Genomic DNA, 26,310 nt, shown 5'->3' on the forward strand with positions numbered 1-26,310 from the left:
AGCCTCACCGACCCCGTCGCCAACATCGTCGCCGCCGCCAACTACGCCGCCGACAAATACGGCTCCATGGACAACGTCAACTCCGCCTACTAACCCGCCCAACCGACCACACACCACCCCAACCACCTGAGTCCGAGGGACGGCTGACACCTCCGGGAACAGCAGGACTCAGGTTCTGACGAGGGCCGGAACCGGTACACCCACCCGTTCCGGCCCCCGCCCATTCTCCTCCCCACCCCACCCCTGGGGTGCACGGCTCAGCTGCCGCGCAGGACGTCCGGGAGACGACGGATGGAGTCGATGACGTAGTGGGCTCCGGCGGCCCGCAGTTGGAGCTCCGTGTGGGCTCCGGTCAGGACGGCGACCACCAGACCCGCTCCGGCGCGCAGGCCCGCCTCGACGTCGTACGGAGTGTCGCCGACGACGACGGTGTGGTGGACGGAGGGCGTCCTGGTGCGCAGGACGGCGGTGAGCACCATGTCGGGGTGCGGTCGGCCGCGACCGGCGTCGGCCGGCGAGAGCACCTCGTCGGCGAGGTCCAGCCAGCCGAGGGATGCCAGCAGGCCGTCGCGGGTCCGGGGCGAGAATCCCGTGTTGAGGACGACGGCGACGCCGGACGCCCTGAGGGCTTCGATGGTCTCCCGCGCTCCGGGGATCGGTGTGCAGCGGCCGGCGGCGACGAGTTCTGCGTAGGCTCGCTCGAAGATGTCGTTCGCCCGGCCCGCGTCGTCCGGTGCACCGAGAAGATGACGGAACACGGAGATCTTGGACTCGCCCATGGTGGCACGGACGTGGTCCATCATGCGGGCGTGGGGTTCACTGCCTTCCGCTGTCCATGGGGCAAGGGCCTGGACGAAGGCGTCCTCCACGGCGCCCGCATCGGTGACCGTGGTACCGGCCATGTCGATGACGGCGAGGCTGATTTCGTCGCGGGACCCCATGCGCTGAGCAGTCCGGGGAGCGGTGTGATGAGCAGAGGCAGAGGGTGTCAGGGGCACGGTGCTTCCTCCGGTGCTTGGTTGCTGCGGACGATGTCCGCCTGCAGGGCGGCTGCCAGGGCGAGGGCCGCGATGTCCGATCCGGTGCAGCCGCGCGAAAGGTCGTGCAGGGGTGCGGCAAGACCCTGGAGCAGTGGGCCGACGGCGGCGGCTCCGCCGGCCCACTGGGCGATCTTGTAGCTGATGTTGCCCACGGCGAGGCCGGGGAAGATAAAGGTGTTGGCTCGGCCTGCGACGTCCGATGCGGGCGCCTTGGACCGGCCGATCGCAGGGACAGCCGCCGCGTCGTACTGCAGCTCGCCGTCGACGACGAGGTCCGGTGAGGTGGCACGGACCAGGCTCAGTGCCTCGCGCACCCGGTCCACCTGCGGGTGGGAGGCGCTGCCCTTGGTGCTGAAGGACAGCAGCGCCACCCGGGGTGGCTCGCCGGTGAGGGCCCGGTAGGTGACGGCGGTGGCCAGGGCGATGTCGGCGAGTTCTCTACTGGTCGGGTCGACGACGACCGCGCAGTCGCCATAGCCGAGCAGGCCGCCGTCGGGCATCACCATCAGGAAGCTGCTGGAGAGGGTGCGGATACCGGGGGCGAGGCCGACGACGTGCAGTCCGGCCCGCAGGACGTCTGCGGTGGGGCGGTTGCTGCCGGCGACACACGCGTCGATGTCCCCCAGGCGCAGCGCTGTCGCGGTGAGGTAGAGGGGATCGGCGGCGAGCGCGCGCCGTCCGGCGAGTGCGAGACCGCGCCGGGCGGACAGCGCGTCCGCGAGGGTGCCGGCGCAGCGGTCGTCGGCAGCCAGCGCTGCCGGGTCGAGAAGGTCGAGCCGGTCGGGGTCGTCGGGCAGCTTCAGGCCGAGTTCGGCCGCACCCGCGCGGATGTGTGCCGGGTCGCCGACCAGTACCGGGGTGACGGCGTGCTGTTCGGCGAGGTGGACCGCGGCCCAGAGCGCCCGTGGGTCGGTTCCTTCGGCCAGGGCGACGCGGGGGCGGCGGGGGGCAGGCCGCAGCCGCTGTGCCCAGGTGTCGCGCAGGTGCTGCACAGCGGCTCCGGCCGGTCCTGCAGGGGGCCGCGCCGGGGCGAGCGGGTCGATGAGCATGGGGCAGTTCCCTTGACGTGGGCGGACCGGGGTCGGTGCACGGGCCGTGGCGCCCGGATTCCGGAAAGGCGCCGTGCGCGTGAGGGGCGCGCACGGCCACCGGCGCGGAGGCCCTGGCCCCTGGCAGGGCAGCCGGGGCCGGGACCTCCGCAGTCGCAGCCGGACGTGAGGGCGCGAGCGCCCGCCGGCCGGAGTCCCTCAGACGTAGTCCTGGTACTTCTCCAGGTAGCGCACGGGCTTGGACAGCGCGTCGCGGCGGAACGGGTCGCCGAGCTCACGGGTGCACATGATTTCGATGACCGTGGTCCTGCCCTCGTTCATCTGGGCGTCGACGGCCTTCTGCAGGGCCGGACCGACATCGGACAGCTTCTCCACGACGATGCCGTCGGCGCCCATGGCCTCGGCGATGGCGGCGAAGCTTTCGTTCTCCAGCTCTCCCGCGATGAACCGCCGGTTGTAGAAGTCGACCTGGTTCTTCTTCTCCGCGCCCCACTGGCGGTTGTGGAAGACGACGGCAGTGACGGGGATGTCGTGCCGTACGGCGGTCATGATCTCGCCCATGCTCATGCCCCAGGCGCCGTCTCCCGCATAGGAGATGGCCGGGCGGTCCATGGCTGCGGCCTTGGCTCCGATGATGGTCGGCAGGGCGTAGCCGCAGTTGCCGAAGCTCATCGGCGCGAAGAAGGAGCGGGGCTCCTCGAAGCGCAGATAGCTGTTGGCGACGGAGTTGATGTTGCCGATGTCGGTGGAAACCATGACGCGGGGCGGCATGGCGCGCTCCAGCTCCCGCAGCACTTCGCGCGGGTGCAGCCAGTCGCCCTCCTCTTCCTCCTGCTCGGCGATCATGTCGAGGCTGAACGGGTCCTTCTCGTGGGTCCAGGCGCTGAGTTCTTCCTCCCACGCGTCCTGTTCGGCCTTCATGGTGGCGGCACGCCGCTCGCGTGTGGCGTCGCAGTCCAGGGTCCGGCCGGTGAGTCGTTCGGTGAGAGCGGCGGCAGCGTCCCGAGCGTCGCCGCAGATACCGACCGTGATCTTCTTGACCAGGCCGAGCATCTTGTGGTCGGCGTCGATCTGGATGATCTTCGCGTTCTTCGGCCAGTAGTCCATGCCGTGCTGCGGCAAAGTGCCGAACGGACCGAGGCGGGACCCCAGCGCGACCACGACGTCGGCCTGCGCGATCAGTTTCATTGCCGCCTTGGAGCCCTGGTAGCCCAGCGGTCCGCACCACTGCGGGTGACTCGCCGGGAACGAGTCGTTGTGCAGATAACTGTTGACGACCGGGGCGCCGAGCCGCTCGGCGAGTGCTTTGCACTGGTCGACCCCGTCGGCCATGACGACGCCGCCGCCCGAAATGATGACCGGGAATTCGGCGGTGGCCAGCAGTTCGGCGGCCTCGTTCAGGCTCTTCTCACCGCCGGCGCCGCGATCCAGCCGGTTCGGCCGCGGGATCTCGGTGTTGATGTCACCGTAGAAGTAGTCGCGCGGGATGTTCAGCTGGGTCGGGCCGATCTCGGACATGGCCCGGTCGAAGGCGCGGCCGGTGAACTCGGCCATGCGGTTCGGATTGTTCACGTGGGCCTGGTACTTGGTGAACTCCTGGAACATCGGCAGCTGGTTGGCCTCCTGGAAGCCGCCCAGGCCCATGCCCATGGTGCCGGTCTCCGGGGTCACGATGACGACGGGGCTGTGCGCCCAGTACGCGGCCGCGATGGCGGTGACACAGTTGCTGATGCCCGGGCCGTTCTGGCCGATGACGACACCGTGCCGGCCGCTGACCCGGGCGTACCCGTCGGCCATGTGGGCGGCGCCCTGCTCGTGGACGACCGGCACCAGGCGGATACCGGCCGGCGCGAAGATGTCCATGGCGTCCATGAACGCCGAGCCCATGATGCCGAAGATGTCGGTGACGTCATTGGCCACCAGCGTCTCGACGAACGCCTCCGACGGGGTCATCCGCTGCGGGTCTGCGGCGACAGTACGGCTGGTGTCCGCGGGGTTCTCGCTCATGGTTCCACTCCTTCAGCACACCGGATCTCTTAAAGAATCGGTACGTGGCGTTCCTGAAATCAGGATCTGAGTGGACCATAGGAGTCCTACCTCGCTCCGTCAACGGAATGTTCCGAAAATCGATACCTGATACGCTAGTTTCCGGAACTTGGATCTACCTGGAGCTACCGTGGACCTGTCTCGAGAACCCGACTCCGCCGCACTGAACGGCGACACGCCGACCATGCGGCTCTTCGCGCTGCTCGAACTGATCGCTTCGAAGGACCAGTTGGTCTCACTCCAGGGACTGGTCGAGGAGACCGGCATGCCCAAACCGACGCTGCACCGCATGTTGCAGCAGTTGGAGAGCGCGGGCCTGCTCATTCGCCAGAGCGACGGCAGGCACTACGGCACCGGATCGAGGCTGCGGCGGCTCGCCGAGAACCTGCTGCTCAACGCCACCCATCACGGTGCACGCCACGCGGTGCTGCGCAGTCTGGTGGACGAGCTCCGCGAGAGCTGCAACATCACCACGCTCTCGGGCAACGAGATCGTCTATCTCGACCGGGTGGAGACCCCCGAGCCGCTGCGCTTCTATTTGCGGCCCGGTTCCCGGGTGCCCGCCCACTGCTCGGCCAGCGGCAAGATGATCCTCTCCCAGATGCTCCCGGCGCAGCGGCGCAAGCTGCTCGCCCACGCGCCGCTCAAGCAGTGCACCCCCAACACAGTGACCGATCTCGAAGCTCTGGAGGAGGAGTTCCGGCGCGTGCGCCGAGACGGATTCTCGCTGGACGACGAGGAGTTTCTGCCCGGTCTGGTGTGCGTGGCCGTCCTCGTGCCCACCGCGGGCACCCGTTCCAACCTGTGCGTCGCCGTGCAGGCACCCGCCGTACGGCTCACCGCCGACAAGGCCCTGCAGGTCCTGCCCGCGCTCCAGCGCGCCGCTGCGGCGATCAGCCGCATCGAGGCGGAGGGAACGCCGGACGGCGGCACCGACTCCCCCTGATGAAGGGAATTCCCCATGACGACCTGTACCGCGACCGCGGGCCACACCGACGGCGCGGCGGAGGCCGAGCCCGCTCCTCCGACGTCCGCACCGGACGTCAGGCTGGCCGTGAAGGACGTGTTCGGCATCGAATCACCCCTCACGGTCCCCGCATTCTCCGCGCCGTCCGAGCACGTGCCCGAGACCGATCCCGCCTACCGGTTCAACCCCGATGTGACCCTGGCTCTGCTGGCCGGCTTCACACACAACCGGCGGGTGCTGGTCCAGGGACTGCACGGCACCGGCAAGTCCACCCATATCGAGCAGGTAGCTGCCCGGCTCAACTGGCCCTGCGTACGCGTCAACCTGGACGGCCACCTCAGCCGCCTCGACCTCGTCGGAAAGGACGCGGTGGTGCTGCGCGAAGGCCGCCAGGTGACCGCCTTCCAGGAAGGGATCATCCCGTGGGCGCTGCGCCGGCCGGTCGCCCTGATCCTCGACGAGTACGACGCGGGGCGCCCGGACGTCATGTTCATCATCCAGCGGCTGCTGGAACGGGAGGGCAGATTCACCCTGCTCGACCAGAACGCGGTGCTGCGCCCGCACCCGCAGTTCCGGCTGTTCGCCACGGCGAACACGGTGGGTCTGGGCAACCTCAACGGGCTCTACCACGGGGCGCAGCGCCTCAACCACGCCCAGATCGACCGCTGGAACATCGTGGCGGCCCTCAACTACCTGCCCGCCGACGAGGAAGCGGCCATCGTACGGGCACGCGTCCCCGCGTTCGCCGACGAGGCGGGACGCGAGCTGGTGACCGCGATGGTGGCGGTCGCCGCGCTGACGCGTGCGGGGTTCCGCGCGGGCGATCTGTCGACGCTGATGTCTCCCCGTACGGTCATTACGTGGGCGGAGAACGCCGAAATATTCGGCGACTGCGCCGCGGCGTTCCGGCTGTCCTTCCTCAACCGCTGCGACGAGGGCGAACGCCCCGTCGTGGCCGAGTACTTCCAGCGCTGCTTCGGCAGGGAGCCCGAGCAGCCGGAACGGGTGTCCGGTCACAGCCCGCTCGTCGGCGAGCCGGTCCGGGGCGCCTGAGGTGGGCGGTACCCAGGCCGCGGCCCGCAACCGGCAGCAGGTCCAGGAGCTGTGCGGGGCAGCGGTCCGCGCCCTGTGCGGTGTCCCGGACCTGCACTTCCGCGGCGGGCGGCCGCACCGCGGGCGGCAGGCGCTCCCGGTGTTCGCACCGCATCTGTATCCCTCCGCGCAGGACGACTTCGGCTCCTTCCGGGGCGCGGCGGACGGCCTGGCGCTGCGTCTGGCCCACTCCGACCAGGAACTGCACCTGCGGCTGCGCCCGGACGACCGGACGGCGCGGCTGGTCTTCGAGATGCTGGAGCAGTTCCGGGTCGAGTCGCTGGCGCCGGCGCACCTGCCCGGGATGGAGCACAACCTGCAGCATCGCCACGAGCAGTGGTCGCTCGCCTTCCACCAGTCGGGGCTGACCGAAACAGCAAGCGGCCTTCTCCTCCACACGGTCGCGCAGGTGTGCCGGGCCATAATCACCGGACGCCCGGTCGTCGAGGAAACCGAGGGGGTCATCGAGGCCACCCGCGGCGCCCTGGCCCCGGTGATCGGCCATGAGCTGGCGGGGCTGCGTCAAGACCGCTCGGAACAGGCCCGATTCGCCGTGCATGCCCTGGCGATCGCCCGTGCCGTGGCGGGGATGACGGCTTCCGCCGGGGCGCCCGCCCGCCGGGGCCGCGCGGAGTGCGACGACGCACGGCCCGCTCCCGCACGCAACGGATTCACCCTGCTGACGGAGTTCGATGACGGCCCGGGAGGCAGCGCCGCCGCGCTCCACGGCACGGACACCGGCGAGGACGACGGTTACCGCGTCTTCACCACCGTCTACGACCGGCAGTGGCGGGCGGGCACTCTGGTGCGCCCCGCGGCGCTGACCGGTTACCGCGAGCGTCTCGATCGCCGGATCGCCTCGCAGGGCGTCAACCTGTCCGCAATCACGCGGGAGTTGGCGGCGCGGCTCGCGTCGCCCACGACCCGGGGCTGGGACGGCGCGCAGGAGGAGGGGTACATCGACGGCCGCATGCTGGCCCGGCTGATCGGATCCCCGACCGAGCGGCGGGTGTTCAGGGCCGAGCGGACCGAAACGGCGACCGATGCGAGGGTGACGTTCCTGATCGACTGCTCGGGCTCCATGAAGGAGTACGGCGAAGCGCTCGCCCTGCTGGTCGATGTGTTCGCCAGGGCACTGGACCGGGCCGGGGCCGAGTGCGAGGTTCTGGGCTTCACCACCCGAGCCTGGAACGGCGGACGGGCCCGGCGCGACTGGCTGCGCGCCGGACGGCCGCCGCGACCCGGGCGGCTCAACGAACAGTGCCACCTGGTGTTCAAGGACGCCGCAACCCCGTGGCGCACCGCCCGCCGGGACATCGCCGCGCTGCTGAAACCGGACCTCTTCCGTGAGGGTGTGGACGGCGAAGCAGTAGCCTGGGCGGCCCGCCGCACCGCGGGCACAGCGGCGGAGCGTGGCCCCGGGAGCCGACGGCTACTGTTCGTGCTGTCGGACGGTGGCCCGATGGACACCGCGACACAGCTCACCAACGACCGGTACTTTCTCGACCGGCATCTCCAGGACATGGTGGCGCGGTACGAGCAGTCCGGCGCGGTAGAGGTCTACGGGGTCGGGCTGGGTCTCGATCTGAGCCCGTACTACCGCCGTTCCCGCGTCCTGGACCTCTCGCGAGGCCCGGACAACGGGGTGTTCCGGGAGATTCTCGGCCTGATCGGCAGTGATCCGCCCCCGGCAAGCGCCGCCTAAGCCGCCGCCAGCATCCTCTCCACCAGCCCGCCCAGAATGCTGATGCCCGGGTCGATCGCGGGTACCTGTGGAGCCGCGAAGCCGATCCGGAAGTGGTTCAGTGGCGGCTGCCCCGAGAGGAAGTAGATGTCGCCGCGCTCGATGAGCACGCCGCGCCGCTGGGCCAGCTCCACCAGTTTGCGGCAGTCCAGTTCGCGTGGCCCGGTCATCCACAGGCTCACCCCGCCCTGCGACGGCGCGGTGTGCCAGGGCAGGTGGGTGTTGACGGCAGCGGTCATGGCCTCCCACTTGCGCATCAGCTGGCCCCGGTAGCGGCGGACGGCGCGGTGGTACTCGCCCGACTGGATGAGCAGCGCGAGGGCGCGCTGGATGTGCCCGGACGGATGCCGTACGGAGTAGCGCCGCAAGTCACGTAGTTCCCTGATGAGTTCGCGGGAGGCCACCATGTACCCCATGCGCAGTCCGGGTGCCAGAAACTTCGAGAACGTCCCCAGATAGACGACCTGGCCGGTGCTGTCCAGCCCCTTCAGCGCGGGGGTCGGGCTGCCCTGGTAACGGAACTCGCTGTCGTAGTCATCCTCGACGATGACCGTGCCGCTCTCCCGCACCAGCGAAAGAAGCTCCCTGCGCCGTCCGATACTCAGCGTGACGTTGGTCGGATGGTGGTGGGACGGCGTCACATGCAGCAGATCCACCCCCGCCAGACCGGCCGGCGGGACCACCCCGGCGGAGGTGACCGGCAGCGGGAGCAGCCGGGCGCCGGCCCGTACGAAGATGTGTCTGGCGTCCAGATAGCCGGGGTCCTCCACGGCCACGGTCGAGCCCGTTCCCAGCAGGGCCCGGCTCAGCAGGTCCAGCCCCTGCTGGGACCCCACGGTGACCAGGACCTCGTCCGGCGCGGCCTCCACCCCGCGGGCGGGCAGTAGTTGGCGGCAGAGCATCTCGACCAGCAGCGGGTCGTCGGCGGCGATGCTGTCCTGGAGACTGTACTGGGCGTGCGGCTGGTAGAGGGCCTCGTTGAGCGCTCTGGACCAGTCGCGGGCGGGGAAGGCCCGCAGGTCCACCTGCCCGGCGAGGAAGGGGTACGGGTAGTCGGCCCAGTCGGGCAGCTTCTCGATGTGCGGCAGCCGGTCCTCGGGGTGACCGCGCAGCCGCGCCCCCCAGTCGAAGCGCTCGGCCGGCGGGCGCACCTCCACCGCGCAGTAGGGGCGCATCTCGCGGTTGACGAAGATGCCCTGCCGTTCGCGGCTCTCCACGAACCCCTCGGCGACCAGCTCCTGGTACGCCGCGTTGACGGTGTTGCGGGAAAGGCTCAGCTCCCGGGCCAGCTCCCGCGATGAAGGCAGCCTCCGCTCGGCGTCGATGGTTCCGACGGCGATGCCGTGTTCGAGCGCTTTGCGGATCTGCCGGTAGAGCGGCTCCCCCGACGTCCGGTCGATTTCGATCAATGTACGTGGCATACGCGCCTCCTGCGGATGACGTGGGCCGCGCGCGGCCCACCGGGCCGGGCCCCGGGCGCGGTACTCCGCAGTCCCCATCCGGCAGGCCGCTTCCGGGCTGCTCGGGGGTACCAGCTGACCGGCAGCGTAGCCGTGGAACAGCCTTTACTCCAGAGGTCGAAGCGGGCGAGATGCCGGGATCCCGCTTCCGGGCTGGACCCGTCGGACTGCGCAGAACTGGCGCTTTCCCCCGGACCAGCCGGTCGGCAGTCTGGTGGTGCATTCAGCACGGTGTGCCCCGCCGGGGTACCCGTCCGCATTGCGGGTCAGCCGTTCCGGGCCTGCCCCGGCACGGCTCCAGCGCTCCGGCACGAGCCGCAAGCGCCCCGCATCACCGAGGGGAGATCGTCGTGAAGATCGGGATTCCGCGCGAGGTCAAGAACCACGAATACCGGGTGGCCATCACTCCCCCCGGCGTCCATGAGCTGGTCCGGGCCGGTCACACCGTCAAGGTCGAGAAGGATGCCGGCACCGGCTCGTCGATCGCGGACGCCGACTACGTCCGGGCGGGCGCCACGATCGTGCCGACCGCCGATGAGGTCTGGGCGGATTCAGCGCTGGTACTGAAGGTCAAGGAGCCCGTCGCGGAGGAATACCACCGCATGCGCGCCGACCAGACGCTGTTCACCTACCTGCATCTGGCGGCCTCCAGGGAGTGCACGGAGGCGATGCTGGAATCCGGGATCACCGGGGTGGCGTACGAGACGGTGCAGTCGGTCGACGGCTCGCTGCCGCTGCTCTTCCCGATGTCCGAGGTAGCCGGTCGGCTGGCGCCGCAGGCCGGCGCCCACCACCTCACCCGGGCGGCGGGTGGGCGTGGCGTACTCATGGGAGGCGTCTCAGGGACCAGGCCCGCCAAGGTCGTCGTGATCGGCGCCGGGGTGTCGGGGATGAACGCGGTGGCAGTGGCTACCGGTATGTGGGCCGACGTGGTGCTGCTCGACAAGAACATCGACAAGCTACGGGCCGCCGACCGGATGTACGGGGGCCGGATCACCACCGTCGCCTCCAACGCGTACGAGGTCGAGGCGGCGGTTCTGGATGCCGATCTCGTCATCGGCGCGGTGCTGATCCCGGGCGCCAGGGCGCCGAGGCTGGTCTCCAACGACCTGGTTTCGCGCATGAAGCCGGGGTCGGTCCTCGTCGACATCGCCATCGACCAGGGCGGCTGCTTCGAGGACTCCCGGGCGACCACCCACGCAGATCCCGTCTACCGCGTGCACGGCTCGGTCTTCTACTGCGTCGCGAACATGCCGGGCGCGGTGCCGAACACCTCCACCTACGCGCTGACCAATGTCACGCTTCCGTACGTTCTGAACATCGCGAACAACGGGATCGCCGCCGCCGCGGAGTCGGACGCCGCCATCGGGCGCGGCATCAACATCGTGGGCGGCCAGGTCACCTACCGCCCGGTGGCCGAGGCGCACGGTCTCAAGTACGTCGAGGCCGAACAGGCGCTCGTCTAGGCCGCCGCGGCACTCGTCCGGGCCGCATCGACGGGCCGGCTCAACTGCCGCCGCATCCAAGCACATCCGCAGTCCACCGCACACCACTCGCCCGGCGGCTGCCGGGCCAGGAGGGGAGATCCATCGTGACCACCGAGTCCGCGTTCCGTGCCAGGGCGCAGCGCCATCTGGGGCAGCACTTCACCCGCCAGGATGTCTGGCGGAGCGACGAGCTGCCGGTCTTCGTTCGGGGCGAGGGATGCTATCTGTACGACGAACAGGGCCGGCGTTTCCTCGACGGTCTGGCGGGCCTGTTCTGTGTGAACATGGGTCACAGCCGCGGGGACATCGTCACAGCCGCCACCCGGCAGATGGAGACGCTGGCTTATTCGACCAACTGGGGCGCCGCGCACCCGCCTGCTGTGGAAGCGGCGAGCCTGATCGCGGAACTCGCCCCCGGGGACCTGGAGGTCACGTGGTTCGTGAACTCCGGCTCGGAGGCCGTCGAAACGGCGATCAAGTTCGCCCGGCAGTATCACCGCAGCCAGGGCCACTCCGAGCGTACGAAGATCATTAGCCGTGACATGTCCTACCACGGCGTCACCCTGGGCGCCCTGTCGGTCACCGGCCTTCCCAAGATTCGCGATCCGTTCCTGCCGCTGCTGCCCGGCATCCGGCATGTGCCCAACACGCTCGGCCACACCGGCGACTGTGGACCTGCCGACGAGCTGGATTGCGTGCGGGCGATCGAGGCCGCCATTCTCGAAGAGGGCCCCGAGACCGTCGCGGCCGTCTTCGCCGAGCCGGTGCAGAACGGGCGCGGCGCGCTCGTCCCGCCGGACGGATACTGGCGCGAACTGCGCCGGATCTGCGACCGGTACGGGGTCCTGCTCGTCGCCGACGAGGTCATCTGCTCCTTCGGGCGGCTGGGCCACTGGTTCGGCAGCGGCTATTTCGGCGTGGTGCCGGACATGATCACCTTCGCGAAGGGCTCCACTTCCGGCTACGCCCCGCTCGGCGGCATGATCGCCCGTGAGCCGCTGGTCCGCGGGCTCTACGAGGCTCCCGGCGGCGGAACGTTCACCCACGGCGCCACCTGGGGCGGGCACCCGGTGTCCACCGCCGTCGCGGTCGCCAACATCACCGCGATGCGGGACGAGAAGGTCCTGGACAACGTCAGCAACCTCGGGCCCGAACTCCGCGCCGGCCTCGACGAGATCAAGCGGCGCCACCGCGTCGTCAAGGACGTACGGGGCATGGGCTTCTTCTACGCGGTCGAGCTGACCGCAGACCGTGACACAGGGCGCGAACTCAGCCCGGAGCAGGCGCAGAAGGTGCTGCGTGAGGTGCTCCCGCAGGCGTTCAGGCAGACCGGGGTGATCCTGCGACCGGACGACCGCGGCGCGACGATGCTGATGATCTCGCCGCCCCTGGTGGCCGACCGTGAGGTGCTCGACGAATTGCTCGCGGCGGTCGACGTGATGGCCGGCGACGTCCAGAAGAGCGTCAACGGCTGACGGGAAGCAGCCGTATGCCGGTGCGGCGGGAGAAACGGTCCTCCTCCCCGCACCGGCTGCCCCGCTGTGCACCCGCGTACGCCTTCACCGCCCCTGGCCGGAATTCCACCCCGTTCCGCTCGTGAATACGCGTGAATACGCGTGAATACGCTGCGGAGATTCCGGTGGGACCGGAAACCAGGGACTGGTACCGGGTCAGCGGCCCGTCCTGGATCTTCCTCATGCATCCACTTTTCAGCCAACATTCCGGGCACTGCTGATTTCTCGACGGCAGCTCCACGCACTTTCCGACATAAGGGGTCCCCGTGGCAGAGAACAACGGGTCCGGCGAGATCGGACGCGAAGAGACCGGAGGGGCCGGACTCCGGAGCGAACTCAAACAGCGGCACATGACCCTGATCGCGCTGGGCGGGGTGATCGGAGCAGGGCTCTTCGTCGGCAGCGGAGTGGTGATCGACGAGACCGGGCCGGCCGCGATCATCGCGTTTCTGCTGGCCGGCGGGCTTGTCATCCTCGTCATGCGGATGCTGGGCGAGATGGCGGTGGCCCGGCCGGCGGTCGGCTCCTTCTACGCGTACGCCCGGCTCGCCCTGGGCAACTGGGGCGGCTTCACCATCGGCTGGCTCTACTGGTACTTCTGGGTCAACGTGGTCGCTCTGGAAGCGGTGGCGGGCGCCAGCCAGATCCATGCCTGGCTGCCCGGGGTCCCTCTGTGGGTGGTCAGCCTCTGCCTGATGGTGCTGCTCACCGGGGTCAACATGTTCTCGGTGCGTTCGTTCGGGGAGTTCGAGTACTGGTTCTCCTCGATCAAGGTCGCCGCCATCACCGTCTTCCTCGTCGTCGGCCTGGTCTTCGTCCTCGGTCTGTGGCCCGGAGCCCATGCCGACGTCAGCAATCTGACCCAGCACCACGGTTTCGCCCCGCACGGCGTCGGCGCGGTGCTCACCGCCGTGATTCCGGCAGTCGGCTTCTTCACCGGCGCCGAGATCGCCGCGCTGGCCGCCGCCGAGTCCAAGAACCCGCAGCGCAGTGTCGCCAGGGCGACCCGCTCGGTCGTGCTGCGCGTCCTGATGTTCTACGTGGGCTCGATCTTCCTCGTCATCGCGATCGTGCCGTGGAACGACCCGTCGGTGGCGCAGGGCCCGTACGTCGCGACGCTGCAGCACATCGGGATCTCCGGCGCCGGCAACCTCATGCGCGTGCTGATCCTGGTCGCGGTGCTCTCCTCGCTCAACGCCGGCCTCTACAGCGCCTCCCGGATCGTGTTCGCCCTGACCGGGAACAACGACGCGCCGCGCAGCCTGACCAAGCTCAGCAAGCGGGGCGTACCCCGGCGCGCGATCCTGCTCGCGACGGTGCTCGGCTATGTGTCGGTGACCATCGCGTATGTCTCGCCGGACGCCGTTTTCTCCTTCATCGTCCACTCCTACGGGGCGGTCGCGCTCTTCGTCTATCTCCTGGTCGCCCTCTCCCAAGTGCGATTGCGGCGGCGGCTGGAGCGCGAGGACCCGGGGTCGCTCACGCTGAAGATGTGGTGCTTCCCCTATTTGAGCTGGTTCACCATCGGCGCGATGGCCGTGGTCATCATCACGATGGCGGTCCTGCCGTCCACCCGCTCCGACTTCGCCGCCAGCGTGCTGACACTCGCGGTGGTGCTGGGCGCGTACGGAATCCGTGCCTACCGTGCCCGCAGTCAGGCGCGTACGGACGGCGGTCCCGCCGCGACCGGCCCTGAACCGGTGTCCCGCCCTGTTCTGGACTCCCAGAAGTGATGTCGAAGCCATACCTGCGGCAGCCCGGTGATCGGGGCAGCCCTGTACAACGGCCAGGCACCTGTCCCACCAGGCGACCGATGAGTTCCGGGGCCCGGGGCGGTCTGTCTCTGCACAAGCAAAAGCTGCGCACGAGCTCTGTGAGGGACCATGACCACCCACGCACTACCGCCCGTCGTCGACGCCGCAACCTGGGAACGCCGGCTCGAGGACCTGCGCGCCCGGGAGAAGGCCGCGACGCGGGAGCTTGACGCCATCGCCGCCGAGCGTCGTCGTCTTCCGATGGTCGAGATGCCCGACTACACCCTGGAGGGCGAGGACGGCGCCGTTCGACTGGCGGACGTCTTCGAAGGCAAGAGGCAACTGATCGTCTACAACCACATGTGGTTCGCCGACAAGGAATGGCAGTGCCCGGGCTGCACGGGCTTCACCTCGCAGTACACCCGCCTGGCCTTCCTGGACAACTACGATGCGCGCTTCGTCGTCGTCACCCCGGGCCCGATCAAAGAGGCACTTGCCTACAAGCAGCGGGTCGGCAACCGGATGACGTGGTACTCGACTGCCAATAGCTCATTCGGCACCGACGTCGGCGCACCGCCGGACGGAGGATTCGCGGTCAACGTCTTCCTGCGCGACGGCGACACCGTCTACCGCACCTGGCACACCAACGGCCGGGGAACCGAGCAGCTCAGTCACACCTTCGCGCTGATCGACGTCCTGCCGTACGGACGGCAGGAGCGATGGCAGGACTCGCCCGAGGGCTGGCCTCAATCGCCCACCTACAGCCGGTGGGCGACGTCCCAAGACATCGCGGCGCTCCACGGCTCGGGCTCCGGCGGCGGCTGAACGACCTGCAGCACGGTCGACGAGCAGGTGAACCGGTGTGCCGACCGGGCTGCTGCCGGCCCTCGTCCGGCGCTCGACGATCAACGCACCGGGGCGTCGAACCGCGGTGTCGTCGTGAGCAGATGAGAGACGTCCGACCCCACCGGAAGCTCCTGCGGCTGTGCGCCGCGGCCGAATAGCCGGGCGGGGCGGGCGCCCTGCACCCGGGCCTGGCGGCCGTCGACCCGCAGCCATGACCCTTCGCGCAGGCCGAGTACCGGCACGTCGTTCTCCTCCAGGAACTCGGCGAGCCGCTCCGCGCGGGTCTCGCCCTTGTGGGTGCTCTCCGGGTCCGGGTCCAGATAGTGCGGGTTGATCTGGAACGGGACGAGGCCGAGTGTCTCGAACGACGGCGGCTGCACGATGGGCATGTCGTTGGTGGTACGGAGGGTGGGTGCTGCCATGTTCGTCCCGGCGCTGGCCCCCATGTACGGCAGCCCGCCCCGGACCGCTTCGGTCAGGGCGTCGCGCAGACCGGTCCGGTACAGAGCGCTCAGCAGCCGGAAGGAGTTGCCGCCGCCGATGAACACGGCGTCGGACGCGGCGAGTTCCGCGACCGGGTCGGTGTTCTCATGGACGCCGCGGACACTGATGCCGGACGGCGCGAGGGCGTCGCGCACGCGTGCGGTGTACGTGTTGTGGTCGGCGAGAGCGTACGGGACGAAGGCCAGCCGGGCCCCGGAGGGCAGGAACGCGGCGACGGTGTCGAGGGCGTGTTCCAGATAACCGCGGCCGTACTGGGTGGAGTTGGAGAGCAGCAGCAGATTCACGAGTTTCCTTTTGGTTTTGTTCTGATGCGTCAGTCGGTGCGGGGGCGGCGGGCGCGCGGCTTCGGGCGCTGCGGAGGGTGGGTGAGCCGCCTCTCCAGCAGCTGGGCCGCGTGGCGCAGCGCGTCGAGCCGGTCCTCCGGCGCCTCGCGGAAGAGCGCCTCGGCGCCGCCGAGGCTGAGGCTCCCGTACGGTTCCCGCCCGAGGAAGACCGGGACGGCGACGGTCGCAATACCGGTGTCGTACTCGCCGACCGTCCAGGCGTAGCCCTGGGCGCGGACCCTGAGGAGCTCCTCCTCCAGCCGGTCCGGATCGGTGACCGTCCGGTCGGTGAAGCGGGCCATCGGGCGGCCCCGGAAGAGCCGGTGGCGCTGCTCGTCGGGCAGATACGCGTAGTACGACTTACTGGTGGCCCCGGCGTGCGCCGGGTAGAGCTCGCCGACCAGCGGGTAGTAGCGCAGCGGCCCTGCCTCCCCTTCCTCCGCGGCGACGCACCGCATGTGGAAGCTGTCCGGCAGACAGAACAGGACGGTGTCGCCGGTGACCCGGCGCAGTTCCTCCAGGACCGGTCCGGCCAGCAGCTCCAGCGATCCGGAGCGTTCCCAGAGTCTGCCCAGGCGCAGCACGGCGGGGCCGATGCGGTAGCGGCGCGTAACCGGATCCGAGACCAGGAAGCCGCGCCCCGCGAGAGTGGCGAGCAGCCGCTGGGCCACCGAGGTGTCCCAGCCGAACTCCTCGGCGACCTCGCTCACGCCCAGGTCGGGCCGGGTCCGCTCGAAGGCGAGCAGTACCAGGAGCGCCCGGTCGACGGTTTGCAGAGCCCCGGCCGGGGTGCGCCGGTCCAGATCGAAATCCGCCATCGTCATCTCACCATTCAGACCTGAATTGCAAATAACGGGAAACAGTTGCGCTCAAGGCTATCCGATCCCGAATGTGGCCTCAGCACCCAGCCCCGCGCGCCCTGTCGGGTGTCGGCCCGGGTGCCCGGATGAGTGAGAAAGGCCCCCATGTTGAAGCACGTGCTGGACATCGTCGATCTGCTGGACGATCCCCAGGTCAATGGCAAGACAGTCGTCGAGTACCTCGACTCCGTAGCCGGGGCCGAGGGCTCGTCCGCACAGGTGACCACGGTCGCCGGCGAGCAGGGCTCGACGGACTTCGTGATGGTCCGCATCCCGGGCGCCCGAGGGCGTGCATCCGGAGGCGGCGCCCGCACGCTGGGCGTGGTGGGCCGGCTCGGCGGGATCGGCGCCCGGCCCGAGGTGACCGGCATGGTCTCCGACGCCGACGGCGCGGTCTCCGCCATCGCCACCGCGGCCAAGCTGCTCGACATGCGCCGCCGGGGCGACGTGCTGCCCGGCGACGTGATCGTCGCGACCCACATCTGCCCGAACGCGCCGACCGAACCGCACGATCCGGTGCCGTTCATGGGCTCGCCCGTGGACATCGCCACCATGAACCGCCACGAGGTGACCGGCGAGATGGAGGCCGTGCTCTCCATCGACACCACCAAGGGAAACCGGATCATCAACCACAAGGGCCTCGCCCTGTCTCCCACCGTCAAGCAGGGCTGGGTGCTCCGGGTCAGCGAGCAGCTCGGTGAGCTGCTGGCCGTGGTGACCGGTGAGCCGTTGGTCACGTACCCCGTGACCACGCAGGACATCACCCCATACGGTAATGGGGCACACCACATCAATTCGATCCTGCAGCCCTCCACCGCGACGGCCGCCCCTGTCGTCGGCCTTGCCATCACCTCGGCCGCCGCGGTGCCGGGCTGCGGTACGGGCGCGAGTCACGAGAGCGACATCGCGTCCGCCGCCCGCTACGCCGTGGAGGTCGCCAAGGCCTACGGCAACAGCCACCTGGACTTCCACGACGCGGTGGAGTTCGAAAACCTCGTCAACCGCTACGGGTCGCTGGCTCACCTGCAGACCTTCGGCCGTACACCCCAGGAGTCCTGATGGCAGCCGCCCCGCAGGCCGAGGCACTGGCCCCCGAGGCCAAGAGCATCGGCAGCGACGACTACGCGCTCTCCCGCGTCCCGCGTGACGAGCGTTTCGGGTTCTGGTCCATGCTGCTGCAGTGGCTGGCCCAGTCCGGCTCGATATCGCAGTTCACCCTCGGCGCCACCATCGGTGTCGGCATGACCTTCGGGAACGCCTTCCTCGCCTTCACGCTCGGCGCTGTGATCCTGGAGGTCGTGATCTTCGCGATCGGCCTGGCCGGGATGCGCGAGGGTCTGGCGACCCCGTTGCTGACCCGCTGGGTCGGCTTCGGGCGCAACGGCTCGGCGCTGGTCAGCTTTGTCATCGCGGTCAGTCTCGTCGGCTGGTTCGGCGTCCAGAACACGATCTTCGGCACCAGCGTCTCGGCGCTGGTCGGCGGCCCGTCCTGGATGTGGTGCGTACTGGCGGGCATCGCCATCACCGCCCTGGTGATCTTCGGCTTCCGTTATATGGCCGTCTTCGCCAAGGTCGTGACGCCGCTCTTCTTCGCGATGGTCGCCTGGTCGATCATCGCGACACTGAAGGACCACTCCCTCAGCGACCTGATCCACTCGCCGGCCCCCGGCCGGACGATCCCGCTCGCCGTCGCCGCCACCGCCATCGCGGGCGGTTTCATGACCGGCGCGATCGTGGCCCCGGAGATGACCCGGTACAACAGGAAGGGCTCGCACGTCTTCCTGCAGAGCGCCTCGTCGATGATCCTTTCCGAGTACATCGTCGGCCTGACCGGTGTACTCCTGGGCCACCTGGTGCGGAGCAACGAGGTCTCGCACATCGTGCTGTCCACCTCCGGTGCCTTCGGTGTCATCGTGGTCCTGATGTCCACCGCCAAGATCAACGACTGGAACCTGTACGGCTCATCCCTCGGCGTCGTCAACTTCTTCCAGGTCGTCTTCGGCAAGCGGATGCACCGCGGCGCGGTCACGATCGCCCTCGGCATCGCCGGCACGGTACTGTCCGCGGTCGGGATCATGACCCACTTCACCGAGTTCCTCTCCATCCTGGGCGTCGCGATCCCGCCGATCGGCGGGATCATCGTGGCCGAGTACTGGGTCGTGAAGCGAATGCGGGCGCCGCTGGACGCCACCCGTGAGGCCGAGACGCTGCCGACGTCATCGCCGACCTGGGTGCCGATGTCCCTGGCCATCTGGATCGCGGCGTTCTGCGTCGGCAAGTTCTACGACGGCGGCATCCCGGCCCTGAACTCGCTGGCCACCGCCTTCATCCTGTACAGCGTCCTGGGCCTGCTGGGCTGGGTGAAGCCGTACGGCACCTCCACCCTGGCGGATGAGGACAGCGCGGTCCCCGCCGCCCACGTGACAACCTCTGTGGGAGCAGCATGACCACCCCCGGCACCACCGCTTCGTTCGTCCCGGCCTCCGACGAGGCCCAGGACGAAGTCATCGAACTGTGCAGCGAACTCATCAGGTTCGACACCTCCAACCCCACCAGCGACGAGCGCGCGAGCGCCGACTGGGTGGTGGGGCGCCTCGCCGATGCGGGTATCGACTCCCAGCTGATCGAGTCCGCCCCGGGCCGTGCCAGTGTCATCGCCCGGATCGCGGGCAGCGACCCCGAGCGCGGTGCCCTGCTGGTCCACGGCCACCTGGACGTCGTACCCGCCGACGCCTCCGAGTGGCAGGTACCGCCGTTCTCCGGCGAGATCCGCGACGGGTATCTGTGGGGCCGCGGTGCGATCGACATGAAGGACACGGTGGCCGTCATGCTGGCCACCGCCCGTCACTTCGCCCGTACCGGCACCAAGCCGTCGCGCGACCTGGTCCTCGCCTTCCTCGCCGATGAAGAGGCAGGCGGCAGGTTCGGCGCCCACTGGCTGGTCGAGCACCGGCCGGAGCTCTTCTCCGGGGTCACCGAAGCGATCGGTGAGGGCGGCGGTTTCTCCTTCGCCATCGACGACACCCGTCGCCTCTACCCGATCGAGAACGCCCAGCGCGGCATGGCCTGGATGGAACTCACCGCCACCGGCCGGGCCGGCCACGGCTCGTCGCCCAACGACGAGAACGCGGTCACCGACCTCGCCGAGTCGCTGACCCGCATCGGCCGCGAGACCTTCCCGATCCGCCTGATCGAACCGGTCCGCGCCCTGCTCGAAGAGGCAGCCCGCCTGTTCGGTGTCGAGTTCGACGAGAACGACATCGAGAGCAGCCTCAACAAACTCGGTCCGGTCTCCGACTTCATACAGGTGGTGCTCCGCAACTCCGCGAACCCCACCCTGTTCAACGCCGGCTACCAGACCAATGTCATCCCCGGAAAGGCGACCGCCCGGGTGGACGGCCGCTTCCTGCCCGGCCACGAGCAGGAACTGATCGACACCATCGACAAGCTCCTCCTCCCTTCGGTCACCCGCGAATGGGTCAACCACGACATCGCGCTGGAGACGACGTTCGACGGCCCGCTCGTCGACGCCATGTGCGCAGCCGTCCGCGCCGAGGACCCGGACGGCCACCCGGTCCCGTACTGCAACCCCGGCGGCACCGACGCCAAGGCCTTCACCCACCTCGGCATCCGCTGCTTCGGCTTCAAGGGCCTCAAGCTCCCGCACGACCTGGACTACGGCCGCCTCTTCCACGGCGTGGACGAACGCGTCCCGCTGGAGGGCCTGCGTTTCGGCGTCCGCGTCATGACCCGACTCTGGCAGAGCTGCTGACTTCCACATCGCAGCCCGGCCCTGCCCCGACCCGGGACCGCTGCTCCTTCGCCCCCGCCGCTGCCACCGTCGGAGGCGAAGGCCGCAGCGGGAGTCAGAGCGGTATCCGGTCAAGGTCGTTTCCGACCACCACCCGCCCGCTGAACCCCTTCGCCGCCCGGCGACGCCAGGAGGCATTCGGGACCAGGTAGGTGTCCGCGGGGACAAGGTGGGTCAGCACAAGCATCGAGACCCCGCACCGCTCGGCGATCGGCCCGAGCAGCGAGACGTCGGTGTGCGCGGCGGCGAAGTGGTCCAACAACGCCTGGCTGTAGCCGGAACTGTGTCGGTAGAAGTCCAGGTCGATAGCCTCGTGCACCAGGATGTCAGCGCCCCGGGCGAGGCGGACCAGGTTGTTGCTGGGGGCGGTGTCGCCCGAGAACACCACCGATCCGTCCGGAGTGTCGAAGCGGTAGGCGAAGCTCGGGTACACCAGGCCATGCGGCACCAGCACCGCGCTGACCCGCACCGTTCCGTCGTCCATGACCGGGAACGGCTCCATGTCCGGCGCGCGGTCGCCGAGCGGGTCGGCCGCTACGTCCGGCACAGTGATCTCGTGCACCTGTACACGGGTACGCGGGTCCGAGGCTCCGGACTCCCGGCTGAAGATGTTGCTGCTGTAGGCGCTGGCGTTCAGCGAATCCCTGGTCAGCTCCCGCAGCCCCGGCACGGGGTCGGCAAGGTCGACCGGCGGCGCCCCGTCGCCGCCTCCGACGGGCAGGGCGCCGGCGGACCCCGGCCCGTAGGCGGGAAACGGGGTGGGTGCGGCATCGCCGACGTCGTTGCGGCCATGCGCCGCGAGCAGGACGAAGTTCGGGTAGTCCGCGATGTGGTCGATGTGCAGATGAGTGATGAACACCCCGGCCAGATCACCGAACTTCAGCCCGGCTCGCCCGTACTGCGTGACGGCGGAACGTCCGCAGTCGACGACGTACACCCGGCCGCGCACCGACAGTGCGGCGGCGGTGCCGGTCCGGGTGGTGACCGGTGGCGGGCCGCCGGCGGTGCCGAGCAGGCAGAGCACAGTCCGGTCACGCGGGGCAGCGGACAGCGACTCGTGTGCGGCAGCGGTTTGGCCGCTTCCATGTGCCGCCGCGAAGGCGTCCTGTGCCCCGGTCCCCTCGGCTCCCACTGTTGCGGCCGCGACGATGGAAGCGCCAAGCAGTCGCCGCCTGGACAACGCCCCCGAACTGTCGCTGCTCCGACGGTCTGTCCTCTTCACCGGCTGCCTCCCAGGTTTCTCACGCAGGGCGCCCGAGCATACATATGGTTAAGTGCTTAGAGAAGTGGTCGAGGGCGATCCCGGATCGCCAGCGGCGCCGCCCGGACGGTGCGGTGAAACTGCACAGGCGTTGGTTACGAAAATGTCCGCATTGCGTAAAGTGAGCTGAAGTCTGCGCCTCAGCCAGGGGCCCAGGCTTCAGAGTGTGGTCTCCCCGGCTTGTTGAGCCGGGACCGCACCGCGCATGGCCCTGACCTGGGCCCGAGCGCCTGTACTTGAGGGGACATCACTTGTCTGCTTCTCATTCCGTCCGTCGTCTCGTTGCCACCGTCCTGCTGGCTGGGTCCGTCATCGCCGCGATGGCGACGCCGGCCTCCGCACACGACCGTGGCCGTCACCACCAGGAGCACTCCCACTCGGCCCGCGACCACCGCGACCACCGCGACCACCGAAACGACGGCCGCGACCACCGCGACCACGGCCGCGACCACCGCCGTGACCACCGCGACCACGGCCGCGACCACCGTGACCACGGCCGCGACCACCGCAACGAGGACCACGGGAACCGTCGTTGACCTGACCCCCGCCCGCTCGCTACTGATCACGCGGGCCCTTGCGTAGCCCAGGCGTGCCGCCATATCCCGCTCCGAGGGGTGGCGGCACGCCGCTGGGTCCCGTCTGCCATAGCGCCATCACCGGTGGACGCAGGGAAGGTTGGGCCTCTTTGGAGTGCCGTGCCGCGCGGCAGTGGTTCGGCGCCGAGACGCCGGGGACGCCGCCGGCGATGCCGCGCTCCCGCCTCCAGCGGTGTGCCTCGTGTCACACATCCAAAGAATGCCCAAGTTGCGTGGCTCACAGCGGAAATGTCCCTTTAGCGTGCATGCTCGGAACAGATGCCGACCTCCGAAGTGGAGCGCAATGGCATCGACTTGAGTACGAACTGTTGAAGTGAGTCATGTCACAGCACGCGTGGCATCCCCATCGTTCTGCGCAGAAAGGTGCGAATTTTGACTGCTTATCTGTCTCCTCCCGCGGTGATACACGGCGACTACGCCGTGGAGACCAGCCAGATAGCGGCGGAAGTGCGCGGCCGGCACCCGCACGCGGCATGGGCGCCGCGGATCGACGGAATCGCGGCCAGCACGGGCATCGACACCCGCGGATGGATGCTGCCGCTGGAGACGGCCGTCGCGCCCGGCAGCGGGAGTGGCCTGGGTACTCCCGGCATCGGCCCGGCCCGAGAGGCACTGGCCCGTGACGGGTTCACCGAGCAGGACGTGGACCGTGTGATCGCCACCCTTGAGGCAATACCTGCGCCGCAGACCGTCCAGGAACGTACCGCGCCGGCCTGGGAGGCCGTGCAGTCCTATGGGGAACGTGCAGCGCGCGGGGCCCTGCAGAGCGCCGGGCTGGATGCTTCCGATGTCGACTGCCTCATCACCAGTCACTCCACCACCCCGGCGCTGCCGGGTCTGGACGTCGCCCTGGCCAACAAGCTTCCGCTCCGCGATGACGTGATGCTGCTCCCAGCCACGCAGTGGGCCTGCATCGCCGGGACCCGCTCCTTGGCGCTGGCGGCGGATCTCGTGGCCGCGGACCCCGACCGGGTCGTCCTGGTCGTGATCGCGGAGGCACTGAGCACCACCTACCAGCCCGCGGACGACACTCTGGAGTCCTTGATCGTCCGGCTGCTGTTCGCCGACACCGCGGTCGCCGCCGTCGTCACGGGCCGCCGAAGGCCCGAGTCAGTGCTGCGGCTGGACGCGGCCTGGCATCACACCCTGCCCCGCACCCAGGATCTGCACCGCCTGGAGACGCGGGCCGACGGCGCCCACTTCGTGATGGACCGGCGCGGGCCGCGCGCCGTGCAGGACACGGTTACCGCGATGTGGGAGTGGCTGCGGATCCGTCACCAGGACGACCCCGACTCCTGGCACCCCGACCTTCTGCTCGCGCACCCCGGCGGGACCCGGGTCCTGGAGTACATGGAGCAGACGATGCCGGCCGAGTGGCCCTCGGGGCTGCTGGACTACAGCCGGGACAGCTACACCAGCGGCAACCGCGGAGGCGCCGCCGTGTTCGACATCCTGCGGCGGGCCCACGACTCCGGGCAGCAGCCGGGCAGCCGTGCCGTGCTGTTCGCGGCGGCCCCGGGCCTCACGGCCACCGCCGTGGAGGGAGAGTGGCTGTAGCGCAACCGTGCGTCAGCCGTGCCACCGGATACGCCGGCCGTGACCGGCCGCGCTACCTGGCGACTTCCGCCCAGACGACCTTGCCGGTGTCTGTCCACCGCACCCCCCACCGGGTGGTGAGTTTGTGCACGACGTGCAGGCCGCGCCCGTTGTCGTCGAGCACCCCGCCACGGCCCAGCCGAGGCCTGCCGTTGCCGGTGTCGCCCACCTCGCACAGCAGGCCGTGACCGACCCTGATCAGCCGCACCGTGATGGGTCCGGTAGCGAAGCGGACCGCGTTGGTGACCAGCTCGCTGATCAACAGCAGCACGCTGTCCCGGGTGTCGTCCCTGGTGCCCCATTGCAGCAACAGCGCCGAGACCAGCGTGCGGGCCCGGGCGGCCGCGTCGACGCGGGCGGGCAGCCGCCAGGTCGCGGTGTCCCGTTTGCGGCAGCCGACCATGCGCGCGAGCAGCAAGGTCACGTCGTCGCGCGAGTGGCTCTGCGCCGCCAGTTCGGTGACCACGCGTCGAGCGGCCTGCTGCAGATCGTCCCAGGGATGCACCGCGCACACGGTCTCCGCCAGTCTGCCGATGCCCTCGTCGATCGAGACGGCGGGATCCTCCACCAGGCCATCGGTGTAGAGAGCGATCACGGAACCCGGGGGAGCGGCAAAAGTTTGCACGTCGAACGGTTCCCGCAGCGCGAATTCGGCGCCCAGGCTGGGGTGGGGGCGGACCGCGAGCGTGCTGACGGACCCGTCCGGGAGCACCAGGACCGGGGGGAGGTGACCGGCGCTGGACAGCACCACCTGGTGGCTGACCGGATCGTAGACGGCGATGCAGCAGGTCGACCCGAGGGCGCTGTAGCCGGCCGCCAGCCCGGCTTCCGCCTCGTCCAGCAGCGTCACTGTCTCGTCCAGGTGCTCCAGCACCTCGTCGGGTGCCAGCCCCGCGGACAGCAGCGCACGGGCCTCCATGCTCAGCTGGCCCATGACCGCCGCGGCCCCCAGGCCGTGCCCGACGACGTCACCGACCACCAGAGCGGTACCGCCCCCGGGCAGCGGAAAGCTGTTCACCCAGTCACCGCCGACACCCGCGCTGTCGGGGGTAGTGGGCTGATAGACGCTGGCGACCTTGATGGTGTCGCCGCCGGCCCGCGGTAGCAGCCGACGCTGCAGCGCCAGCACCTGCGTGTGCTCGCGCTGGTGCTGACGGGCCAGGTCGACGTGATGGGCGGTCCTGGCCACCAGCTCCTGCAGGTCGAACAGCTCGCTGTCGTGGAAGGGACGGTCCGCTCGCCGCCAGACCTCCGCCACGCCCAGCACGACGGGCGCGGCGCCGTCCAGGCCTGCCAGCACCAGCGGTATGCACGCGACGCTCGCCGGCCGCTCACCGGGCACCAGAGCACGCACCAGCCGCGGATCGCCGAGTACCCGCTCGAGCGCCTCCCGGTCGGGTATGACGATGGCCTGCGGGACGTCATCACGCCGGACGGCGAGGGACAGCAGGCGACTCGCGTCGCCGGGCAGGTCGTCACCCAAAGTGACGTACCCCTCGGGCCACGCCCGGTCCGGCACCAAGGCCGCCCGTCGCAGCCGGATGCGCTCCTGCGCCTGCTCAGTGACCGCCTCGCCCGTCCACACGGCGAAGTCGAGATCGATGGCGGCCACGTCTCCCCAGGCCAGCAGGGACTGGGCCAGGGACTGCGCGGTGTCGCCGATGTCCAGCGAGGTGCCGACCGCGGTCTCGGCGGCGTACAGGTGCAGTCTCCTGGCCATGGCGATCACGGAGACGGTCACGCCCTCCTGAGGCGCCGCGGCGGGCAGGATGCTCATCGAGACCACCAGCTCCGACCCGTCACCGCGCCGCAGGCGCTGGACCCGGGCGACGTGCGCCTCACCTGTGTCAAGGACCTGCCGCAACCGCCGCGTGACCGTCGGTACGTCGCCGGGGGGCAGAAGGTCGACGAAAGGACTACCGGTCACGGCATTCAGCCCCGCGAAAACAGGGGCGTCCAGATTGCAGCGGGTGATTCTCAGATCACGGTCCAGGTTGACGGCACCGAGTATCTGCTCCTGATGGCCCGCCGTCATGCCGGCGTTTCCTGGATCGGGGGTGGAGTGTTCCTCCCCCTGCGAATCGGCAGGACCGGCGGCCGCTGCCGCTCCACCGCGCGGAAGGTAGTGCCCCAAGGCACTGCTGACCAGGTCGAACGGCGACGAAGACGAGGGGGAGGGTGTGGAGTCCATTCGGCTCTCTCAGCTCGCTCGCCGACCCCGGCACCTTGCCGGGACTTACCCGAATCCGTGCGATGGAGCCCCCGAGTTCCCGGACCGCACACCTCATTGAATAACACTCGAGGCCGCTTCGCCCACACCAGCAGATCGTGCACCGAACGCGGACGGTGACGAATCGGCA

At 69.6% G+C, this 26,310-nt stretch carries 20 protein-coding genes; 12 read left to right on the forward strand and 8 right to left on the reverse strand.

The features are described 5' to 3' along the window. Window positions 1-257: 257 nt before the first annotated feature. The 3 genes from AB0436_RS11180 to xsc form a co-directional block, all read right to left on the reverse strand. The gene (locus tag AB0436_RS11180; RefSeq protein ID WP_365852442.1) at window positions 258-941 is read right to left on the reverse strand and encodes an HAD-IA family hydrolase; all 684 of its coding nucleotides are present in this window, start codon (window positions 939-941) and stop codon (window positions 258-260) included. A 47-nt stretch (window positions 942-988) separates the two neighbouring features. Then, window positions 989-2,089, reverse strand: coding sequence for a phosphate acyltransferase (locus AB0436_RS11185; RefSeq protein WP_366467510.1), 1,101 nt, complete (start codon window positions 2,087-2,089; stop codon window positions 989-991). A gap of 198 nt (window positions 2,090-2,287) precedes the next feature. Then, on the reverse strand, window positions 2,288-4,096 hold the full coding sequence (xsc, locus tag AB0436_RS11190; RefSeq protein WP_366467511.1) for a sulfoacetaldehyde acetyltransferase: 1,809 nt from the start codon (window positions 4,094-4,096) through the stop codon (window positions 2,288-2,290). A gap of 169 nt (window positions 4,097-4,265) precedes the next feature. Here xsc and AB0436_RS11195 point away from each other — a divergent pair, with 169 nt between their 5' ends. From AB0436_RS11195 to AB0436_RS11205, 3 genes are read left to right on the forward strand one after another with little or no spacing between them, the layout of a single operon-like run. Then, complete coding sequence (locus AB0436_RS11195) at window positions 4,266-5,081, forward strand: IclR family transcriptional regulator (RefSeq protein ID WP_366467512.1); 816 nt, start codon at window positions 4,266-4,268, stop codon at window positions 5,079-5,081. Between the two features lie 15 nt (window positions 5,082-5,096). Continuing rightward, entirely contained in the window at window positions 5,097-6,155 is a 1,059-nt protein-coding gene (locus tag AB0436_RS11200) for an AAA family ATPase (RefSeq protein WP_365852434.1), read from the forward strand. A 1-nt stretch (window position 6,156) separates the two neighbouring features. Further along, window positions 6,157-7,899, forward strand: a complete 1,743-nt coding sequence (locus tag AB0436_RS11205) for a cobalt chelatase (RefSeq protein WP_366467513.1) — start codon at window positions 6,157-6,159, stop codon at window positions 7,897-7,899. On the opposite strand, the gene AB0436_RS11210 is transcribed toward AB0436_RS11205, so the two are convergent. Further along, window positions 7,896-9,359, reverse strand: a complete 1,464-nt coding sequence (locus AB0436_RS11210; protein WP_365852430.1) for a PLP-dependent aminotransferase family protein — start codon at window positions 9,357-9,359, stop codon at window positions 7,896-7,898. The genes AB0436_RS11205 and AB0436_RS11210 overlap by 4 nt on opposite strands. 389 nt (window positions 9,360-9,748) lie before the next feature. On the opposite strand from AB0436_RS11210, the gene ald reads away from it, so the two are divergent. The 4 genes from ald to AB0436_RS11230 all read left to right on the forward strand — a co-directional run bounded on the left by ald (window position 9,749) and on the right by AB0436_RS11230 (window position 14,978). Then, the gene (gene ald, locus AB0436_RS11215) at window positions 9,749-10,864 is read left to right on the forward strand and encodes an alanine dehydrogenase (protein ID WP_366467515.1); all 1,116 of its coding nucleotides are present in this window, start codon (window positions 9,749-9,751) and stop codon (window positions 10,862-10,864) included. A gap of 125 nt (window positions 10,865-10,989) precedes the next feature. After that, the gene (locus tag AB0436_RS11220; RefSeq protein WP_366467517.1) at window positions 10,990-12,360 is read left to right on the forward strand and encodes an aspartate aminotransferase family protein; all 1,371 of its coding nucleotides are present in this window, start codon (window positions 10,990-10,992) and stop codon (window positions 12,358-12,360) included. 305 nt (window positions 12,361-12,665) lie between these two features. Then, window positions 12,666-14,132, forward strand: coding sequence for an amino acid permease (locus tag AB0436_RS11225; protein ID WP_366467518.1), 1,467 nt, complete (start codon window positions 12,666-12,668; stop codon window positions 14,130-14,132). Window positions 14,133-14,282: 150 nt separating this feature from the next. After that, a complete protein-coding gene (locus AB0436_RS11230; RefSeq protein WP_366467519.1) occupies window positions 14,283-14,978 on the forward strand; it encodes a DUF899 family protein in 696 nt (231 codons plus the stop codon). 80 nt (window positions 14,979-15,058) lie between these two features. On the opposite strand, the gene pepE is transcribed toward AB0436_RS11230, so the two are convergent. Together pepE and AB0436_RS11240 are read right to left on the reverse strand one after the other, a co-directional pair. After that, window positions 15,059-15,787, reverse strand: coding sequence for a dipeptidase PepE (pepE, locus tag AB0436_RS11235; protein WP_366467520.1), 729 nt, complete (start codon window positions 15,785-15,787; stop codon window positions 15,059-15,061). A 29-nt stretch (window positions 15,788-15,816) separates the two neighbouring features. After that, window positions 15,817-16,644, reverse strand: a complete 828-nt coding sequence (locus AB0436_RS11240; RefSeq protein ID WP_366467521.1) for an IclR family transcriptional regulator — start codon at window positions 16,642-16,644, stop codon at window positions 15,817-15,819. 147 nt (window positions 16,645-16,791) lie between these two features. On the opposite strand from AB0436_RS11240, the gene AB0436_RS11245 reads away from it, so the two are divergent. The 3 genes from AB0436_RS11245 to AB0436_RS11255 are packed head-to-tail and all read left to right on the forward strand — an operon-like array spanning window position 16,792 to window position 20,458. Then, window positions 16,792-17,745, forward strand: a complete 954-nt coding sequence (locus AB0436_RS11245; RefSeq protein WP_366467522.1) for a DUF1177 domain-containing protein — start codon at window positions 16,792-16,794, stop codon at window positions 17,743-17,745. Further along, a complete protein-coding gene (locus AB0436_RS11250) occupies window positions 17,745-19,133 on the forward strand; it encodes a cytosine permease (RefSeq protein ID WP_366467523.1) in 1,389 nt (462 codons plus the stop codon). The genes AB0436_RS11245 and AB0436_RS11250 overlap by 1 nt, the downstream gene beginning before the upstream one ends. After that, complete coding sequence (locus tag AB0436_RS11255; protein WP_366467524.1) at window positions 19,130-20,458, forward strand: M20/M25/M40 family metallo-hydrolase; 1,329 nt, start codon at window positions 19,130-19,132, stop codon at window positions 20,456-20,458. Before AB0436_RS11250 ends, AB0436_RS11255 begins: the two co-directional genes overlap by 4 nt. Before the next feature lie 94 nt (window positions 20,459-20,552). Here AB0436_RS11255 and AB0436_RS11260 read toward each other — a convergent pair whose 3' ends face one another. Next, a complete protein-coding gene (locus tag AB0436_RS11260) occupies window positions 20,553-21,719 on the reverse strand; it encodes an MBL fold metallo-hydrolase (RefSeq protein WP_366467525.1) in 1,167 nt (388 codons plus the stop codon). Window positions 21,720-22,009: 290 nt separating this feature from the next. Here AB0436_RS11260 and AB0436_RS11265 point away from each other — a divergent pair, with 290 nt between their 5' ends. Together AB0436_RS11265 and AB0436_RS11270 are read left to right on the forward strand one after the other, a co-directional pair. After that, window positions 22,010-22,294, forward strand: coding sequence for a hypothetical protein (locus AB0436_RS11265; RefSeq protein ID WP_366467526.1), 285 nt, complete (start codon window positions 22,010-22,012; stop codon window positions 22,292-22,294). Window positions 22,295-22,726: 432 nt separating this feature from the next. Further along, entirely contained in the window at window positions 22,727-23,911 is a 1,185-nt protein-coding gene (locus tag AB0436_RS11270; RefSeq protein WP_366467527.1) for a type III polyketide synthase, read from the forward strand. A gap of 52 nt (window positions 23,912-23,963) precedes the next feature. Here AB0436_RS11270 and AB0436_RS11275 read toward each other — a convergent pair whose 3' ends face one another. Beyond that, window positions 23,964-26,141 carry a SpoIIE family protein phosphatase gene (locus AB0436_RS11275; protein ID WP_366467528.1) on the reverse strand — a complete coding sequence of 726 codons (2,178 nt, stop codon included), beginning with the start codon at window positions 26,139-26,141 and terminating at the stop codon, window positions 23,964-23,966. Between the last annotated feature and the right edge of the window lie 169 nt (window positions 26,142-26,310).

Origin of the sequence: Streptomyces sp. NPDC051322 (assembly GCF_040689485.1) — a bacterium.
Taxonomy (GTDB): Bacteria; Actinomycetota; Actinomycetes; order Streptomycetales; family Streptomycetaceae; genus Streptomyces.